Genomic DNA, 20,782 nt, shown 5'->3' with positions numbered 1-20,782 from the left:
GGTTAAGCTTCTAATGGTTTAACAGACTTACCTTTGTGCAATTGAGGGACAAATCGATAAATGATCGGCACAGTCGTGCCTGTCTCTTCGATGCATTGAAGCAATATTTTCGCTGCTTGCTTACCCATGTCGTAAGTGGGTTGACCGATGGTGGTAATGTTAGGGTTATAGATATGAGCAAAATCTGCATCGTCAATACCGATCACCGATATATCCTCAGGAATTCGAATATTATGCGTACTGGCGTATTTCAACATCTCTGCGAGTACGATATCATTCCCAGCAAGAATGGCTGTAGGTGGGTCCTGTAAATGAAGCAACTTCGCCATAGTTCCCTGAATATCTTCCTTAGGAACACTGCGGATATACTCATCTCTGATCTTAAGACCACATTCCTCCATCGCTTTTTTGTACCCGCTCAATCTTTCCAGCCTTGGAGTAATCCGATGTGTCTCATGAGGCAATGTGATCAGAGCTATTTCTTCATGTTGGTTGCTTACTAGCTCTTGGATGCCGATTTTGACCGCCATTTCATTATCTAGAAGTAGACTATGTGTCGTGACTTGTTCCACTAGCCGATCCAGAAAGACCATCGGGAAGTTCTCCGTAATAAGCCGACCATAAGCCGCCGCATTGTTCCCCGTTGGGAAAATGATTAGACCATCTACCTGTCGAGCCACCAGCATCTCAATATATTTACTCTCTTTGTCTGGATTCTCATCCGCATTACAAATGATCACCTGTATCCCATGGGTTTGCAGTTCACTCTCAATCGCTCGAATACATTGGATCGATAACGTGTAATCAATATTGGCCACAATGACCCCGATCATATGCGTGCGATTATTCTTTAAGCTTCTTGCCAGACCATTAGGCTGGTAATTGAGCTCCTCCACGACCTCAGCAATTCGTTTTTTCGTTGCATCACTCATATATTTGTATCTTTTATTTAGAAACTGAGACACGGTGCTCTTAGACACACCCGCCCTCTGTGCTACATCTTCAATGGTTAACTTCTTCATATCTTAAGCTCCTTCTTCATCCTGAAAGGAAAAACAACATTATAAAAGTATAGCTTTATTTTAGTAAATTTACCATATAAACAAACGCACATACAGTTACCTAACTCTTCATAGCATGATACAATATACACTAATGCCATATTGATAAATACTAGGGAGACATCATGGAACCTGAAATCTTATATACGCCTATTCCAACTAAAATATCCTTCCGCTCACGTATACAACGTCGCCTTAAGACTACGTATGCTTTAGATCGTCCCTTTTGGCGCATGGCTATGGGAGGTCTGTGGATACTTAGTTGTTATATTTTCTCTATCATAGCCATCAGTATGCCAACTGGCCTTGGATCTGTACTTGATATTATGCTGACGATTACGCTCGGTACGATTGAATTTGCCTTATCAGCCCACTTCATAGCTCTACTGCTCGCACTCTTAGGGCTTCCTATTCCACGATTGTTCACTGGTGGAGTCATATTTAGTTTAGTCTGTTTCTATTTGTCATTCTGGATTCCGGGAAGTGGCGTCCTTGTATCTATTATTTCCTCCATTGGCGTGACAGCTCTAGGTGTTCTGCTTGGTTTCTTCATAAGCATTATTCATAGTAAATACTACTCCAAGCGTATCAAAATATGGCTAACTTGTGGGATGTTATTAAGTCTCTTCTCCGTTCAGACGATCCCAGATTCTAATGTCGTAGACCCGACAATACAGGCGATCCAACCCACCATACAACCCATTGTATCTACGAACTCTTATAACAATCCCGCTGAACCTGGACCCTATGCCTTTCAATACTTTACCTACGGTAGTGGATTTGATCTACACCGTTCAGAATTCGATACGGAAGTAGATCTCTTATCTTCACCCGTCAACGCTTCTGCATATATTAAAAAGTGGTCTTTACTTCGCACTTTATTCTGGGGATTCAACCAGAATCAGTTACCCATTAACGGAAGAGTCTGGATGCCTGAGGGTGAAGGTCCTTTTCCACTCGTGCTCATGGTTCATGGCAATCATTTGATGGAAGATTACTCTGACGAGGGTTATGGATATCTTGGGGAATTACTTGCCAGTAGAGGTTTTATTACGGTATCTGTGGATGAGAACTTCCTTAACTATTCGGTGTGGGCCAACATCCCAGATAACGATATGACGATGCGGGCATGGGTTCTACTTAAGCACCTCCAGCAGATCCGAACCTTTGCAGAACAAGAAGATACTCCTTTCTCGGACAAAGTGGATCTCGACAATATTGGCTTGATTGGACATTCTAGAGGGGGGCAAGCGGTGGCTATGGCTGCTGATTCTACGCTCTGGTTCGATACCGATTCGGACCAGAAAGACGATCTCCATTCTTTTGGAATTCAAGGACTGGTTGCCTTAGCACCTACAGATTCTGTCATCGATAATAAACAAACCAAACTCAGCAACATTAGCTATATGGCACTTCAAGGAGCAAAAGATGGAGATCTAAATGAATATTTCGGAGAGCGTCATTACGCTCGTGCCACGTTCACGCCTAATCATTCTGGATTCAAAACATATCTTCACATTGGGGACGCAAACCATTCTCAATTTAATTCATCTTGGGGAGACCTTGATCTGAGTGTACCCAAAGGGCTTTTTCTTAATCAACAGCACTTAATGGAAGGAACAGATCAGAGACAGATTGCTAAAGTGTTTGTCTCCGCCTTTCTAGAAACTGTCCTTCACAAGAAAGAGGATTATATAAACCTATTCCAAGACTATCGTTCTGGAGCTGAATGGCTGCCGGATACTACTTATTTCAATAAATACGAGGATGGCACATTTGTTAGATTAGCTCGCTTTGAAGAAGATAACGACAAGACGACCTTACTCAACGGCGGAACAGCAGCTGCAAACGGACTTAACTGGTCTGAAAAGGCCTATCTTACCAAAAATGATGCTGTCGTGCTGGAATGGAACGAGGAGATCTCAGGGGATCATACGCCAGATGCATCTTATTCCCTTGTCTGGGATAATAGTAGCTTATTAAATCGTCTGGCTATAGCCGATGGGATATCTTTCTCTATTGCTAACCAAAGTGCAGATCTGAAACATGAACAAGGAGAAACCCAGTCAGTACCTGAAATCAAGGTTGCCTTACAGACGCACAACGACCTAACGGTGATTGTACCTTTATCACAATTCATGACACTCAAGTCTCCAGACGTCACTTATTTCACGAAAAGCAAATGGCTTGAAAAGCACTTTGATGGTGGTAAATATGACCTTCCAGAACAGCCTATATTTCAAACCGTCCGAATACCTTTTGACGTATTCCGAAAACTTAATTCCAGCTTTAATCCTGCCAATATCAAAAGTATCACCTTTTATTTCAGTGGTGGACCCGGCAAGATCATGTTAGATGATCTGGGGTTGTATCGTGATTAGCTATTCGCTGTAATTTCAAAACGTATAGCACTGCTTAAAAAAAATCGTAAAGGAATAGCCCTACGATCTGAACTTATCCATCTTTTTCTGCAACTAATGATACTGATTAGGAGCCTCTCATTTCCAGAAAACCCTTGCCATTGATTTAGACGTGAAATCGGGAGAATACCCTAAAATATATTTATCATAATCAATGGTCGCTCCCGCTTAGGGAGCGACTCTCCCAACCAAGGAATTCATACTGGGTAGTTACCATTTCAATCCACGCTCCCGCGTAGGGAGCGACCATCAATTACTAGCCGCAGGGTCGTATATGGTTATCTCAATCCACGCTCCCGCGTAGGGAGCGACTGCCAAAACAATATACGGTGGTCTGTTCCATTCAGATTTCAATCCACGCTCCCGCGTAGGGAGCGACCAAAACACCATCCAAAGTTGCACTTATTGTTACCATTTCAATCCACGCTCCCGCGTAGGGAGCGACGATTTTGAAGCTAAGCTCTCCAAGGGTAAGCCTATTTCAATCCACGCTCCCGCGTAGGGAGCGACGCTGCCAGCCGTAACGCCTCGGTCATGTTCTGAGATTTCAATCCACGCTCCCGCGTAGGGAGCGACGTAGTTAACCTGCACGTAGAACCAGGTGTAGATATTTCAATCCACGCTCCCGCGTAGGGAGCGACATCAAGGTTGGAGAGCTTACAACAGACTCGGTAATTTCAATCCACGCTCCCGCGTAGGGAGCGACAATAGTGAGATCGTATTGGATAGGGTTGGTGCGATTTCAATCCACGCTCCCGCGTAGGGAGCGACGTTAATAGGCAATTGAATGATGAAATAATGGACTTATTTCAATCCACGCTCCCGCGTAGGGAGCGACATTTCAATGCGCGGTTAGCTCCGAGACCATCGAAAATTTCAATCCACGCTCCCGCGTAGGGAGCGACAATTGCTGACTTTTATCCTCCACATGTCTTCTGACATTTCAATCCACGCTCCCGCGTAGGGAGCGACGTTGGCATCTATGTAACTGGTCTTGCTGGACAAATATTTCAATCCACGCTCCCGCGTAGGGAGCGACCGCCAAGCTCCATCATGACGCGCGAGGGAGAGTATTTCAATCCACGCTCCCGCGTAGGGAGCGACTCGAGACGTGATCCACTCTCTCTTTTCCATCTTTATTTCAATCCACGCTCCCGCGTAGGGAGCGACACCTCTTACCCTCCACCAGAGTCCCGACCAATCCATTTCAATCCACGCTCCCGCGTAGGGAGCGACGAACACCACGAAAGTCGAAGCAAATATCGAGATAGATTTCAATCCACGCTCCCGCGTAGGGAGCGACTCGTAATACCATGTGTACATCTCATGCGGATCAAATTTCAATCCACGCTCCCGCGTAGGGAGCGACCCTAAACAACCTGTCCATGCCGGGACCGTTACAATTTCAATCCACGCTCCCGCGTAGGGAGCGACGACAAGCGCTGTAAGAGGTGGTGTGATAATAACGATTTCAATCCACGCTCCCGCGTAGGGAGCGACCGTTTGCAGTATGTTAACTTCATTTCGCTTATCAATTTCAATCCACGCTCCCGCGTAGGGAGCGACGATTTAAACAGTACGAACAGGAATTGCTGGAATCATTTCAATCCACGCTCCCGCGTAGGGAGCGACCCAGTTAACATGACGATGACCCTGCCGTATTAAATATTTCAATCCACGCTCCCGCGTAGGGAGCGACTTGGTATCCATGAGTATAGGATTCCTGCCCCGTCTGATTTCAATCCACGCTCCCGCGTAGGGAGCGACCCAATAACTTCACTTTCCAAGTCCTCGAATTGTATTTCAATCCACGCTCCCGCGTAGGGAGCGACCGACACTCATAAAAAGTAGGGGGTTTACCTAATGAATTTCAATCCACGCTCCCGCGTAGGGAGCGACCTAAAGATTTTTAGGGCTAACCCAAGCTTGAAAATTTCAATCCACGCTCCCGCGTAGGGAGCGACATCATGAAAAGGTACTATACATTTCCAATAAATATTTCAATCCACGCTCCCGCGTAGGGAGCGACGTGGGAGCGTATCTTCGGACTCGTAACGGACTCGTCATTTCAATCCACGCTCCCGCGTAGGGAGCGACTGCAAATGGCATGGTTGGTACACTTGAAGTTGGTAAATTTCAATCCACGCTCCCGCGTAGGGAGCGACGACAACGGTAGACGACATCATCGAATATTATCGATTTCAATCCACGCTCCCGCGTAGGGAGCGACAACAGCTAGTTCTGCCATTATTGATGTTGGAGTAATTTCAATCCACGCTCCCGCGTAGGGAGCGACAGAAGCAGTGGAAAGAAGCATGGTGGATGTTTGAATTTCAATCCACGCTCCCGCGTAGGGAGCGACGTAGTATCCACGTAATGCCTCCTCCGTCATCTTGATATTTCAATCCACGCTCCCGCGTAGGGAGCGACCGGAGCGTTGAAGGCACTCGGCATAACATTCGGAATTTCAATCCACGCTCCCGCGTAGGGAGCGACTTTAATCAGATGTTCGGTCATGCGTTCGATATTCCATTTCAATCCACGCTCCCGCGTAGGGAGCGACGCTTAATCAGTGCGGCTTCCTCTTGTTGGAGGTATTTCAATCCACGCTCCCGCGTAGGGAGCGACGGGTTAGTCCATATTCGCGTGCTCTCATATCGAGATTTCAATCCACGCTCCCGCGTAGGGAGCGACTGAACAAGACTTCGAATCCTACTTAGCGCTATCTATTTCAATCCACGCTCCCGCGTAGGGAGCGACGTTTGGATCCTTTGTTCATTGCTATTACTAATTTAGATTTCAATCCACGCTCCCGCGTAGGGAGCGACGCTGATGTCGTAGTCCTTGCCGCTAACCAATACTTATTTCAATCCACGCTCCCGCGTAGGGAGCGACGCCGTTACTTTTGTATGATCGCCCCTACGTGGCTTATTTCAATCCACGCTCCCGCGTAGGGAGCGACACCGCTTGATGGTCCGAGTCCGCATGGTCATCGTATTTCAATCCACGCTCCCGCGTAGGGAGCGACGCGTATACTGCCCGAACGAATTTCAGATAGCAATATTTCAATCCACGCTCCCGCGTAGGGAGCGACCCTATGTTCCGAAACTATAAACGAGGAGTGTTGTTATTTCAATCCACGCTCCCGCGTAGGGAGCGACAACAGCTAGTTCTGCCATTATTGATGTTGGAGTAATTTCAATCCACGCTCCCGCGTAGGGAGCGACAATGACCGCGGAGGCGACCTTGTGGTTTACGCGAAATTTCAATCCACGCTCCCGCGTAGGGAGCGACTGTACGCTGACGAGGGTATTTGTTAACCCTACGTATATTTCAATCCACGCTCCCGCGTAGGGAGCGACGTAGAATCGCTATTCAACGCCACAACCGCAGGAGGTATTTCAATCCACGCTCCCGCGTAGGGAGCGACGCGGTAAGGGAGAGCGTCCGATATCGTTAACGTTATTTCAATCCACGCTCCCGCGTAGGGAGCGACTCTCATCGCGCAGAAACGCGACGACATCGCACATATATTTCAATCCACGCTCCCGCGTAGGGAGCGACACGCTACAACCGGAGACGTCGATTGGACGCTACTGATTTCAATCCACGCTCCCGCGTAGGGAGCGACGCTATCAGATGTTGTTACTCACCGCTTAAGCCTACGATTTCAATCCACGCTCCCGCGTAGGGAGCGACAACAATATATCGCGATTGAATGGTTATCACAGCCGAAATTTCAATCCACGCTCCCGCGTAGGGAGCGACAAGATAATAACCGCCCTTCATTAGCTGAGATACATTTCAATCCACGCTCCCGCGTAGGGAGCGACTGAGATGATCCTGCAGGTATCTGCATCACTTCAATTTCAATCCACGCTCCCGCGTAGGGAGCGACTCTACCGCTGCGGAGATACTGGACGCATATTACGAATTTCAATCCACGCTCCCGCGTAGGGAGCGACCGCCGTTATCCAGGGGACAGGCGCCGACATATTATTTCAATCCACGCTCCCGCGTAGGGAGCGACTATATCAGAGCAAGAGACAAACAAAGGAGGAAATATTTCAATCCACGCTCCCGCGTAGGGAGCGACACTCACAAGAGTAGCGTATATTGACGTATATAATATTTCAATCCACGCTCCCGCGTAGGGAGCGACTGTGCAGATTGACACAATTATGACGCAATTAACGATTTCAATCCACGCTCCCGCGTAGGGAGCGACCGTAAGTATACCGTAGGCTATAAAGACATGCGTATTTCAATCCACGCTCCCGCGTAGGGAGCGACACTAACCTCCGGTCAACACGAGTATGCGGTAAATGATTTCAATCCACGCTCCCGCGTAGGGAGCGACGGTTTTGCGATAACTGCAAACCTATTCACAATCTTATTTCAATCCACGCTCCCGCGTAGGGAGCGACATATGCTGGAAAGAGCAGAGGTTGAGCATGTCAATATTTCAATCCACGCTCCCGCGTAGGGAGCGACCGGAAAATATTAACGAATGACGCGATCGAAAAGCTATTTCAATCCACGCTCCCGCGTAGGGAGCGACGCGTAGATGTGCGTAATAGGACGCGTTATGACGATTTCAATCCACGCTCCCGCGTAGGGAGCGACGTCACCATCACATTCAATAACGATTTCGTATTGAGATTTCAATCCACGCTCCCGCGTAGGGAGCGACTTAACGTGCTGACCCACGATGAGTACCGCGTACTCATTTCAATCCACGCTCCCGCGTAGGGAGCGACGGAAATATATTCCCGGAGATATCTGCGCAAGGGATTTCAATCCACGCTCCCGCGTAGGGAGCGACTAGATATACTGGGAACGGCGATTAATATGCAGTTGTCATTTCAATCCACGCTCCCGCGTAGGGAGCGACTTTGCAGCGCTATCCATGCAAGAGTTCGAAAACATTTCAATCCACGCTCCCGCGTAGGGAGCGACTTCAAGCGCCCGGGATTCATCCTCCAATGCAGTATTTCAATCCACGCTCCCGCGTAGGGAGCGACAGTCTCTGATCCTTCCAAGGTTCCGATCAAATTTATTTCAATCCACGCTCCCGCGTAGGGAGCGACGTGGGCGAGCGCGTTGTTGTTACGGAGGTCGAAATTTCAATCCACGCTCCCGCGTAGGGAGCGACTTATGACGCAATTAACGGAAGGAGTGACCGCCAATTATTTCAATCCACGCTCCCGCGTAGGGAGCGACAGTACTTCCGATGGACCACGCTTCTTATAGTCCGATTTCAATCCACGCTCCCGCGTAGGGAGCGACGTTTATCATTTCGGCACCACCACATGTGTGACTATTTCAATCCACGCTCCCGCGTAGGGAGCGACCTTTCACAACGCCACCGCTAGCCTTTTCCATCTCAGAATTTCAATCCACGCTCCCGCGTAGGGAGCGACAGCATGGCGTGGTTTTGGAGGAACGATTGGCTGAAATTTCAATCCACGCTCCCGCGTAGGGAGCGACGATACCGGCATTATCGATAGCGCCGGACGTCGTTGATTTCAATCCACGCTCCCGCGTAGGGAGCGACAAATGACGCTATTAACATGTATGGCGCGGAGATTATTTCAATCCACGCTCCCGCGTAGGGAGCGACTATTTAGGTAATAACATAAAAGGAGTAGATTATATATTTCAATCCACGCTCCCGCGTAGGGAGCGACTTAACAACAAAGTCATACCACGAGTATATAAAAATTTCAATCCACGCTCCCGCGTAGGGAGCGACACCAATGGACAAGCGGTCTGTACGACGAGTACCGATTTCAATCCACGCTCCCGCGTAGGGAGCGACATAAACTTCCATCATGATCTTGACTACTAGTCCATTTCAATCCACGCTCCCGCGTAGGGAGCGACGTAGGGGATCGCACCGAACGTATGGCGGTAATTATTTCAATCCACGCTCCCGCGTAGGGAGCGACCGGTAACTTTTGGAGAAGTGAACACGCGGTTAGATATTTCAATCCACGCTCCCGCGTAGGGAGCGACTTCAGCATCCGTTAAATCCTCGTCCATATCGAATTTCAATCCACGCTCCCGCGTAGGGAGCGACTGTAAACACCATACAGTACATCGCGCTGATCTAATTTCAATCCACGCTCCCGCGTAGGGAGCGACCACTGTTGATCCAGTCTCGTAAAGACCTAACGTATTTCAATCCACGCTCCCGCGTAGGGAGCGACGCAATAAAGCAAACCTAGCAACGATCAAGGCAAAATTTCAATCCACGCTCCCGCGTAGGGAGCGACCGCAAGTTCTACGCTTATGCACGAGAGGGTAAGTTATTTCAATCCACGCTCCCGCGTAGGGAGCGACCATCTCGGTTGCTTAGCTCCATGAAGGTATCATTATTTCAATCCACGCTCCCGCGTAGGGAGCGACTACAATATGATCCGTGGTAATCGCGTGGGAATAGCATTTCAATCCACGCTCCCGCGTAGGGAGCGACGACGGAGTAGCACCGGTGACTTCCATTGAGGCAATTTCAATCCACGCTCCCGCGTAGGGAGCGACTGTCAATCATTTTTTATGAGTTATGACTCACAATATTTCAATCCACGCTCCCGCGTAGGGAGCGACCGGTAAATACTTCGCCGGTACATATAGCTTAAAATTTCAATCCACGCTCCCGCGTAGGGAGCGACTCGGAGCGCTCCCCTTGTTCTCTTCCGCATATTTACATTTCAATCCACGCTCCCGCGTAGGGAGCGACTTCCATTCCGTAGAGTTCCGCGTTCATCTCTACATTTCAATCCACGCTCCCGCGTAGGGAGCGACGACACTTACTTCGCGTTCCAGCGCCATTATACGATTTCAATCCACGCTCCCGCGTAGGGAGCGACGCCGATTTCAAGTTGACACAAGCTTAGGGCTTTAATTTCAATCCACGCTCCCGCGTAGGGAGCGACGTAGGTTCCGTACATTCCGGAGTATCTCGAAAGATTTCAATCCACGCTCCCGCGTAGGGAGCGACACGCTGCCATCCGAAGGGTTCGGCGTGGCTGTATATGATTTCAATCCACGCTCCCGCGTAGGGAGCGACTCGGGTTATCTGCGGACATTTCCGCTAGTTGTAAATTTCAATCCACGCTCCCGCGTAGGGAGCGACTGAAAGAATTTCATGCTGCCAGTCAAGCAGAATATTTCAATCCACGCTCCCGCGTAGGGAGCGACCTCAATTATTACAGGCATGTTTACTAGACATTTATTTCAATCCACGCTCCCGCGTAGGGAGCGACTCCACTGTGAATCCTAATGATTTAAAGTGATTTATTTCAATCCACGCTCCCGCGTAGGGAGCGACGGAAGCATTCGTTTAATCATTGGACGCGTATTGGTATTTCAATCCACGCTCCCGCGTAGGGAGCGACCTCCGCTATTGATCCAATCACGTAACGCCCGAACGTATTTCAATCCACGCTCCCGCGTAGGGAGCGACGCCTATCCATTGCAATGCAACCGTTGACGGATGATATTTCAATCCACGCTCCCGCGTAGGGAGCGACGTCTTCCTGTTGTTCTCTATTCTCAATCTCAGCTTATTTCAATCCACGCTCCCGCGTAGGGAGCGACGGAAGCTATGGACGTGATTCAAAGACGCATCGAGATTTCAATCCACGCTCCCGCGTAGGGAGCGACATTCCTGTACATATCAGGCACTGACTTTCCAGTCATTTCAATCCACGCTCCCGCGTAGGGAGCGACTGCTCAGTACATAGTCGTATAAGCAATCTTCATATTTCAATCCACGCTCCCGCGTAGGGAGCGACGTTATACATGTACGCTCTAATCGCTTAGATCATGTTATTTCAATCCACGCTCCCGCGTAGGGAGCGACTCTAATGTGTGATGAAGACGAACCCGAATTAAAATTTCAATCCACGCTCCCGCGTAGGGAGCGACATCCTGCTCTTTAGTCCACACTCTATCTACACTAATATTTCAATCCACGCTCCCGCGTAGGGAGCGACCTTCTAAATCTGTCCCATCCGATATGTTTATTTCATTTCAATCCACGCTCCCGCGTAGGGAGCGACCACTTATGTTTACTCATATCAATTACATTAGACATTTCAATCCACGCTCCCGCGTAGGGAGCGACTACCACTAGTACTACCACTAGTAGAGCCAGTTCCAATTTCAATCCACGCTCCCGCGTAGGGAGCGACAATTTCGTTTTCCCTAGGATTACTCGCTGTGCAAAATTTCAATCCACGCTCCCGCGTAGGGAGCGACTTAGACGTTAATCGTCAATGGTGCGGTGCGGGATTTCAATCCACGCTCCCGCGTAGGGAGCGACATCCTAAGTCTTTAGAGTCAGTTACCATTGAAAAATTTCAATCCACGCTCCCGCGTAGGGAGCGACCAGTATGGCCGCATTACCTGCAAGAAGCACCAAAATTTCAATCCACGCTCCCGCGTAGGGAGCGACACTATATTCCAGCAGGCATGATAGGTGATCAAAAATTTCAATCCACGCTCCCGCGTAGGGAGCGACGAACAAGAATTGTCTGGAGGTGTAATCAGATAATATTTCAATCCACGCTCCCGCGTAGGGAGCGACTATATCGTTTCACAAATGAGCGGAGACGTAAGAATTTCAATCCACGCTCCCGCGTAGGGAGCGACGATTCAATACTGACTACATCTTAGATAACGAGTATATTTCAATCCACGCTCCCGCGTAGGGAGCGACAAACCAACAATTAATTATTAATGAATCAGAAGCAATTTCAATCCACGCTCCCGCGTAGGGAGCGACCGCCTTGTACCATCGGTACAATGTGATCGATGTATTTCAATCCACGCTCCCGCGTAGGGAGCGACGAAGGAATACGGAGAGTCGTTAAACGTTCGAGCATTTCAATCCACGCTCCCGCGTAGGGAGCGACAGCGATTTCAAACTAAAAAAAGGAATAAATCCCTTTTTTAGTTTGAAATTTGGCTTCTTACTCCAATAAATATCACAAAAAACTTTAAACTTAAGTATTTCATACAAATATTGTTATAAAAATGGTGCGAATGTCCCGGGGAAATCATGTGTACTATACATTCGCACTACAATATTAAAGGGCCTTCTAGGTCAATTGATGGCTTCAAACCCACATGTTCCACCTTATTTTTATAGTTATTTCCAAGCTGATAAAATCTAAGGCTATCCTCATTTTGATCAATAATATCCATAAGCTTTATTCTTAGTTCAGCAAATTGAGTCGCATCTACGATACATTCAAAGACCGAATTTTGGACTCTTTGTCCATAGTTTTGGCAAGTTTTCGAAACCCTTCGCAGTCTGCTTTGGCCTCCAGTGCTGATTGTGCTTACATCATACGTAATTAACACCAACATCTACTGCACCTACTTCCATAAAAATGGAGGATACTCATCTAAGTCATTACGTAAATGACGCGCCAATAACAAAGCTTGTACATGTGGTACCAATCCCCATGGAATTTTTTCGCCCAGATAGGGATGTGTGATCTTTTCTTGCTTTTTGTTTTGCCAAGCGGTTAAAAACTTCTTTCTCGCTTCATCGGTCATGATCACCGCACCGCTTTCTTTTTGGAGAAAATCATCGTTATTCACAATCTTCTTATTAATTAAGGACAGAACAAACTTGTCTGCAACAACTCCACGTAACTCTTCCATGACATCCAGCGCCAAAGATATTCTCCCAGGCCGGTCCCGATGAAGGAATCCTACATATGCATCCAACCCTACAGCCTCTAAGGCTGATGCAGTATCGTTAGCCAACAAGGTATATGCAAAAGATAACATGGCATTCACATTATCTAGCGGTGGTCTTCGGGAGCGTAAATGAAAGTAAAAGTCCTCATTTTGTTGCAAAATCATCTGATTAAACAACTTATTGTAGCTAATAGCCGCTTGACCTTCCAGCCCCCTTAATCTATCTAATTGCTCACATTTTCTTACTTCAAGAATAAGAGAAGACAAGTGCTGAGACGTTGCTTTAAATTGATCGACATTTATACGTAATGGATAATCCCTTGTCATTCTCTCCAAGATCCATTTGTGATTATAGATTTTACCTACAATAAAGTTACGGGCGATCTTCGCGGATAGAGTCTCGTCTTCTGACACCTTATACTGTTTCTTTCTAAGCACAACATTCCCTCTACTCACGCCAGTAACTCTAGCCAGAAATCTTCCGTTTATGGTTAGAAACATTAGCGCGATGTTACTGTCCGCACAATATCCCATCAATGCTGGGCTGGCTCCAGTGTAACCAAAAGCTACAATGGACTCCAGGTTATGAAGTGGGAGCCTGCCCAATTTTTCCTTATCTTTCAGCAATACAATATTATCTCCATCCAACGATAAATAAACATCAGGCTGCGTGATATACAGCGTATTCAGCAGTTTCTTCATTCTCTGATTTTCCCTTCAACATAACTTTTCACCGTCTGTTTATTCATCATTTTGGGCAAACAAATGTGCTGAAGGGAACAGCTTTCGCAAAAAGCCCCTGTTTTCACTTTAGGAGTATGCCTACGTCGATAGTAATCCTGCATTTCCTCCACAATGGACTTCACTTTAGCTTTAAGCTCCAAAGTCAATTCTACTTCAATCCTATGCTTAATTTCCTCGTAAAAAATGTATCCTGTCGATACTTCACACAGCAGCATTTCTTCCAAACACATGGCTTGTGCGGTTAACTGTAAAACATCCTCATCATTTACTTTTGGCTTACCACGTTTATATTCAATCGGATAAGCTGCATATTTACCTTCAGCACCATTGATTTCAACACCTCGATCATCTTTGATAAACTCTACGACATCACAAATACCTGTAATCTTAAGTTCATCTGACTTTACGGGCATCGCACGAACGACGAGCTTATCACCTCTCTTTTCCCTGGTAAATGGTTGATCAGCGTTACGATGAAGATGTTGCCCCTCAACGGTTTTAACATTCTCGGCCCATTGCTGCTCGATGTGTATTAATGCCCACTGCCGTTTGCAAAAATGAAAATGTTGTATCCCGGAGAGCATTAATTCATCATCTTCTTCGTTATAGGCCATCTATAATTTCAACCTTTAGTCCTTCTAATTCAGTTAAATTAATATCATATTCGTCTATTGCCTTAGGCTCCTCAACGGTTTGGCAAACGTCCAACGAACGATGTACTTTAGCCGAGGAATATTGACCCAGCTTGGAGCTATGTTCCCACCAGTACACTTTATGTACTTCCATACTTCCATCAGGTCTAGCGGAAGAAACATCATTCTCGAACAACGTAACCAATGCTTGCTTGATTTTGTCTGCATCCTCATTTGTGAATCCTGTTTTCTCGGCTAACTGCGTATTAATACTGCCATAAAAAACATAAACGCCAAAATCCACACGATGCTTCATGCCCATCGTATCTGATCCTCTATCTTTTCCCGGCTCTGAATTCACACTTTTAGTAATCTGCATGCTAGTAATATCAATGGGACTCACACTGGTTGCTGTATGGATGGATACAGGGCCTCTTACCCCTACAGATACACCTGATCCTTTGTCTGCCTTGAATGCGAATACTTGACCAAAGCTACGTACATCAAACCATTCCTTGCAGGCGATTCTGGCAAACTCGTCGTTTGAGCTTACTTTAGCCTTTAGGATTTTCTCCAACTCAACATTTGCATCTGCCCGCTCTCTCAAACTATTATATGAGTCTGATTTCCGGTCATTGGATTGCACAAAGATAGATTCTCCGAAATCTTGCAGACGATTTCTAATTTTCCGTTTCAAGGCAACGTCCGAAATTTCGCCATACCCATCATAATTTTGTCGTGGACGATTACCATTCAGAGGGTCACCATTGGGGTTCGCTTTCGTAACGGACAAAACAACAGCAAAATCGATTTTATGATCTAAAATAGTCATATTTGATCTCTCCTTTTAGTTAGATGGTTGGATGGATTCATTATTTTTATCCTTCTTTTGATAGAGGTCATATCGTTGACTGTAGAATCCCAATAGATATTTTCCTGATAATGGCTTATTAGTGAAATCTTCAATTGAAATCTTTGAAGCTACCTCATCAATCTTTCTTGTATAATAATTCAATTTCGTTCCAAGTCTCGCCTGGTGTGGCTGCAAGCATCCCTGAATCGTTTGCCAAGTTCTTGCAGGATGTTTAGAGAAAGAGTTCATATAGCGAATCGCATTTGTGGAACGTTTCTCATCAGAATCAAGTGCACTTCTTTCCAATACATCTGCAATCGCCAATAATCGTCCGAACAAATAGTCACGATCTGGATTTTCTACGTCTAAGGCCATATTGTATTCCTCCTTTTTATTAATCAAGGCACAAGTAATACTAAGTGTCTTTTCCCATTCCCATTTCTCCAGCGCTACAGGATTGGATGCTCGGTGAAAGGCGCTCTTCACAATATCCTGGGGGATCTTCTGACCGTCCACTATACAAGGAAGCATGCGTTCCATTAATCCTTTGACAACTTTTTCATTTGCTTTAGGTCCATATGCAGCAAAGGCAATATCCTTTGTCGCCGGTGCTCCGTAGAATTGAACCGGTTCGCCCTGCTCATTTTTACGATAGCGGTGAAGCCACACGCAGGTTGAATGCCAATGGACCAGCTTGTCCAAGTAAACCTCTTTATTCATATTACGGTAATAAAGAACAGCGAGCCGCCCAGTTGTTGCTGAATCCAGGACAAGTATATTTACATCTGATTTGGATTCAGGAGACAGGTTATTCCTGAAGCCGTCCAGAGCTTTAGCCACTTCACCTGCAAACTCCTTATTGGTGAAGCTCTTCCTTTCCTTGACGGCAACCGATTCAAGATCAAAGGAGTAGAAATCCTCTGTAGGATCGGGAATGTTAAGATCATCATTCCCCCATACGAGAAATACACGCTGGTCAATAATCTTTCCTTGACGGTTAATTAGCCATTTCAAAGCATTATGGGCTTTCTGAGATACCTCGTAGCTGATACTGGCCGCATCACTGCTTTGCGTAAAACGTCCCCGGAATGTAAATCCGCTGGTATCATTAGATGAGATCAGTTTCGCTTTATCGGCCGCATTTCTGATTTTGTTCGCATGCCTGTCTGTACTGGGGAGCATTCTCCCCGTTACATAGCAGTAATCATCTGCACCCAATAAATGACTGTAAACCTGAACAAAAGAATCGTACACCTCCGAGTCTTTCCATACCTTGGTTAGAATTTTATCAGGTGAGTATACATTAAATCGAATAAAAGCACTTTCCTGCTCACCAGCAACTGCTGAGAATATGGGTGGCTTCTCTCCATGTAATGATTCAAACTTCTTGTCCCATTTATCTATGAGCTGCTGGTCTGCATCAAGATACAATATGTGGTTCGCCACTAAATCTTTTATCAATTCCCGCTTGCTTAAGTAGCTATAAATACTTTTCACCTTTGCAGAAGCATGTGGTGAATACGCCCATTCTTCCAACTTCTTAATATAGGCTGCGAAGGGCTCTTCTTTTTTTATTTTTCCACCATAAGCCACAAAATCCCCAGCCACATAACTCAGTTTATCATGGAGTGGATAAGGCGCGACTTTTGAACCAGCCCGACTTGACGATTCTTCGGTGCAGGGGATTAATGTACTGGCATCCCCCTTATCGATCACCGATGCTGAGTGGAATTCACCGTTCTCCGTTACTTCAACTACGATATGCGCATTTTGGGTGGTATGAGAAACAGGCAACAGCGTATACTCACGATCATTGTATGTTTTCTCAGGGATACCGACGCGGTCCAGATTAAATTCATAAGTCTCATATAAATTTAGTAACCAGCTCATGAATTTCCCTCCACTTCTATTTGCGTAAACAGCTCATCTGCCGATTGAACATTTGTATCATTAAAAAACTTGGGCTTCATATCGGCGATCTTCCGAATCTGTGTGCACTCTTCCGGTCTGCTAAATCGGATAATTCCGTCCTTCATAACCGGTTTCCATAGCCGCACTTCCATCTCATCTCTCCCGGTTTCATCGGGGTAATTGATGCCATGCACCATATTCCCGAGGTGAATATCGCCGTATTCATCATAGAATCCCGCTTCTTCGCCAAATATACAAGGCTCCACATAAGCCTGACATTCTCTAGCCCCTAGGAAAATGTCTCTTCTACCACCGGCATTCAAGGAACGCTTCAATATGTTGTGATGTTTATGCTCGTTGCGGTCATACTCAAGTTCCGGACGATTCATATTAAATTCAAAATGGCAGCGAACTTGGTAGCATACGTCCTTTAAGTACGTGTAATTGGCAAGTGTATTCCCCCCGCTATAATCCATTGGACGAATCCCCTTGGACTCCATGCGTATAGAATTCATGACTCGAACCTCATCGATCACAAAAATCAGAGTAGGCTTCCAATAAATCCCTTCAACAATACCTTTCAACGCCTGATAACTCGGCACACTGTACGTTAATTTCTCCCCGCCCAACTTCGTTAAGGGATCTGTAAACAGCGCATATTTACCATAAATTTTAAACTCAATTCCATTTCTCATTGTTTCATCCGCCTCCTTTCTTGGAATTCATTTATAAATCCATAATATTCCTTATGTCAGTCTGAGTCAACACAAAAATTATATTATAAATTATACGAAAGTTTGAATTATTCTCTTACCAAGTTATAATGAGTTGTCGCTATTAGCGTGGATTGAAATGTATAGTTTATGATATGAGAACCTATCCTTTAAGAAGATAGGTTCTTAGTACTTCTTAGTACATGTACGGACCTGATGTACTGTCATTCTCAAGATTAAGTCCATACTCCTTATGATAGGCTCCTTCTGTCAAAGCAAGGACTTTCCCGTCCAAATAAGAAACCAGACCATTATTCTTGCTCAATTGTTCTTTTTCATAGCTTAATAAATTAATCGTGAATTGCTGGGCATTGCGCAATAAGCGGGTAAGTTCAGGAATCGTCTGCTGCCCATTTAATTCTGCGATGATGTCTTTACCTTCTTCCTTGTCCTCCCCATAAGGTACAATAACTGAAGTGGCATGATTATCAATTACATGAAAATGCTCAGCTGCCGTTTTATAGCTATTCGCTAAAAACAAGGGCAGGTGCTCCTTATACTTGCTGTAGTAAGCTTGAAAATACGTATTGTCCGCCTTTCCCGATGACAATAGCTCAGTCATTTCCTTTCCCAACTTGGGTATAGAATAATTCAGACTTGATCCAAGCTCCGTATAGAACTCTTCGAAATATTTTTTCATCGCCTGAATGGACAGTAGATTCCCACCATGACAAGTCGGATCACGATTTAAATCAATAAGGATCTTCCTCGAAATTTCTTTACCTACTTTGATTTCTTTCAGGTGATTCAGATTTTCTTCCTCATGATCAATAACATAAACCTGCTGTATTTCCTCTTCCCCGTGTCGATTACATCTTCCTGCCGCTTGAGCAATGGAATCCAATCCAGCCATGGATCGAATTACACATTTAAAACTCACATCGACTCCGGCTTCAATTAACTGCGTGCTAATGCAAATCACAGGATTGTTATGCTCAAGGTGTGCCTTTACTTCCGTTAAAATCTTCTTCCGGTGAGCCGCACACATTGATGTACTTAAATGGTAAATAGGAATCGGCATGTCCTGCTCCTGCAAGCTACGATATAAAGACTTTACGACCATTTTCGTATTCAGTATGACTAGCACACTCTGAACCTCTTGAATTCTATCCATGATAAAATCCGTAAGCTTGTCATTGTTAAAGCGCTCCCCCGTTGCCTTATCGACGATATCCACCCGTTTAAACGCTTCAAGAACTTGATCCAGACTGCCTATCATTTCAGCCTCCGGTTCGATTTGTAGCTTATGTTGAACAAATTCCAACTCGGGCTGGGTAGCAGTACAAAGTAGGATACTGGAATTACAGTAGGTTTTCAAAAAGTTGACTGCCTGATTAAAGAGGGAAATACATGGAACTGGAACCTTCTGAACCTCATCAAAAATAATGACCGATTCACTCAAATTATGTAGCCTTCTTATATTTCTGCTTCCGTCGGCATAAAACACATTTAGAAACTGCACCATCGTAGTAAAGATAATCGGAGAGTCCCAATTGTCCTTTGCCAGTTTTAATTTCTGATGAATATTGATTAAACCATCTTCATTTTCGTCATCTTTAGCCTCGTCCTCAACCAAATTAGAATGATGTTCCAGAATATGAGCATCATCCATTAAAATTTTGCGTATTTCTTCGGCATTTTGCTCAATAATCGTTGTGTATGGCACAACATAAATAATACGCTTTTTCCGAAAAATCTTGGCGTGTCTTAATGCATATCTTAAGCTTGCCAGTGTCTTCCCTCCACCGGTGGGTATCGACAGGGTGTAAATATCAGAAGACCTCTCCGCAAACTGCTCACACTGATCCGACATTTTTCTTCTTAAAAGATTAATAGGTGAATGAGCATCTTCTTGTTCCGCATATGAATTGATTTTATTCATCAATCTTTGATAATATATTTCGAATAACTCTTCGGAGTTTACACGCTGCTCTATCTTGTTCTCTTCAAAACGCCGGGTGTTCGTCCGATCTGCGTCTACTAAAGTACTAAATACAAATTTCGTCAAGAGCATTAATTTATGTTCGTGATTTACCGAAGAATCTTTCTTAAGATATACATCCAATTCAACCACAGCTTGATCCACATAATGACGGAATTCCGCTTCACTCATGACTAGCTTAAAAAAGTTGGTTTTCGTCCAAGTATATTCACCAAGTTTCTTGTCGCGAACACGATGTAAATAGTTGGATTCCAAATCGGGACTTAAAAAATCTTGAAGATAGGAATGATGAGAGATGATAGCGTTTCCTACAACTTCGGATATAATCGCTTTATGTTTGCTGTCCGCTCGGTTTGAACTGTTTTTGGATGGAGAGTGGAATAATTCGAATAATAATTTACCGCCTGCGGTCGAATGATCTACACTGCCTCTTTTTGGTGGAGAATCCGGATTCTCCACTGCCAATAATATGTAGTTCTTGAACTCTTCCGTGTATTTCCCCAAATCATGAAGCACTCCAGCGAGTCCAGTAATATGCCTGATGCCTAATTTGTTACCAAATGCCTCAGCTAAAGCTTTTACACCCAATAAATGCTCGGCGACGGTCTGCACCTGCTTGTCACTTTCCCGGATATGGGCAATATACTCCATTTACTTCCTCCTTAGAAACAAGATCGTTTAATTCTGTTTAAATAGTGATTGCTATAAATGTTTATATCCTAACACTAC

The 20,782-nt window shown here is 45.4% G+C and carries 9 protein-coding genes and 1 CRISPR repeat array; of the genes, 1 reads left to right on the top strand and 8 read right to left on the bottom strand.

The annotated features are described in order from the left end of the window. Positions 1 to 2 precede the first annotated feature (2 nt). Entirely contained in the window at positions 3 to 1,022 is a 1,020-nt protein-coding gene (locus J2T13_RS04725) for a LacI family DNA-binding transcriptional regulator (protein WP_429368816.1), read from the bottom strand. Between the two features lie 164 nt (positions 1,023 to 1,186). On the opposite strand from J2T13_RS04725, the gene J2T13_RS04720 reads away from it, so the two are divergent. Beyond that, complete coding sequence (locus J2T13_RS04720) at positions 1,187 to 3,442, top strand: alpha/beta hydrolase family protein (protein WP_429368815.1); 2,256 nt, start codon at positions 1,187 to 1,189, stop codon at positions 3,440 to 3,442. Positions 3,443 to 3,696: 254 nt separating this feature from the next. Further along, positions 3,697 to 12,402: direct repeats of the CRISPR family, unit length 32 nt; unit sequence ATTTCAATCCACGCTCCCGCGTAGGGAGCGAC. A gap of 166 nt (positions 12,403 to 12,568) precedes the next feature. Here the strand turns inward: J2T13_RS04720 and cas2 are convergent. The 7 genes from cas2 to cas3 form a co-directional block, all read right to left on the bottom strand. Beyond that, the gene (cas2, locus tag J2T13_RS04715) at positions 12,569 to 12,859 is read right to left on the bottom strand and encodes a CRISPR-associated endonuclease Cas2 (protein ID WP_429368813.1); all 291 of its coding nucleotides are present in this window, start codon (positions 12,857 to 12,859) and stop codon (positions 12,569 to 12,571) included. 9 nt (positions 12,860 to 12,868) lie between these two features. Next, on the bottom strand, positions 12,869 to 13,900 hold the full coding sequence (cas1c, locus tag J2T13_RS04710; protein WP_429368811.1) for a type I-C CRISPR-associated endonuclease Cas1c: 1,032 nt from the start codon (positions 13,898 to 13,900) through the stop codon (positions 12,869 to 12,871). Continuing rightward, positions 13,897 to 14,556, bottom strand: coding sequence for a CRISPR-associated protein Cas4 (gene cas4, locus J2T13_RS04705; RefSeq protein WP_429368809.1), 660 nt, complete (start codon positions 14,554 to 14,556; stop codon positions 13,897 to 13,899). Before cas4 ends, cas1c begins: the two co-directional genes overlap by 4 nt. Beyond that, on the bottom strand, positions 14,546 to 15,406 hold the full coding sequence (gene cas7c, locus J2T13_RS04700) for a type I-C CRISPR-associated protein Cas7/Csd2 (RefSeq protein WP_429368807.1): 861 nt from the start codon (positions 15,404 to 15,406) through the stop codon (positions 14,546 to 14,548). The genes cas4 and cas7c overlap by 11 nt, the downstream gene beginning before the upstream one ends. A gap of 15 nt (positions 15,407 to 15,421) precedes the next feature. After that, on the bottom strand, positions 15,422 to 17,317 hold the full coding sequence (cas8c, locus tag J2T13_RS04695) for a type I-C CRISPR-associated protein Cas8c/Csd1 (protein WP_429368805.1): 1,896 nt from the start codon (positions 17,315 to 17,317) through the stop codon (positions 15,422 to 15,424). Beyond that, positions 17,314 to 18,033, bottom strand: coding sequence for a type I-C CRISPR-associated protein Cas5c (cas5c, locus tag J2T13_RS04690; protein WP_429368803.1), 720 nt, complete (start codon positions 18,031 to 18,033; stop codon positions 17,314 to 17,316). Before cas5c ends, cas8c begins: the two co-directional genes overlap by 4 nt. A gap of 214 nt (positions 18,034 to 18,247) precedes the next feature. Further along, positions 18,248 to 20,704, bottom strand: a complete 2,457-nt coding sequence (gene cas3 / locus J2T13_RS04685) for a CRISPR-associated helicase Cas3' (RefSeq protein WP_429368801.1) — start codon at positions 20,702 to 20,704, stop codon at positions 18,248 to 18,250. Between the last annotated feature and the right edge of the window lie 78 nt (positions 20,705 to 20,782).

The sequence above is a fragment of the Paenibacillus sp. DS2015 genome (assembly GCF_050433705.1).
GTDB lineage: Bacteria > Bacillota > Bacilli > Paenibacillales > Paenibacillaceae > Paenibacillus_AQ.
Note: the sequence above shows the minus strand (reverse complement) of the source record. Positions and strands in the feature narration are given on the sequence as shown.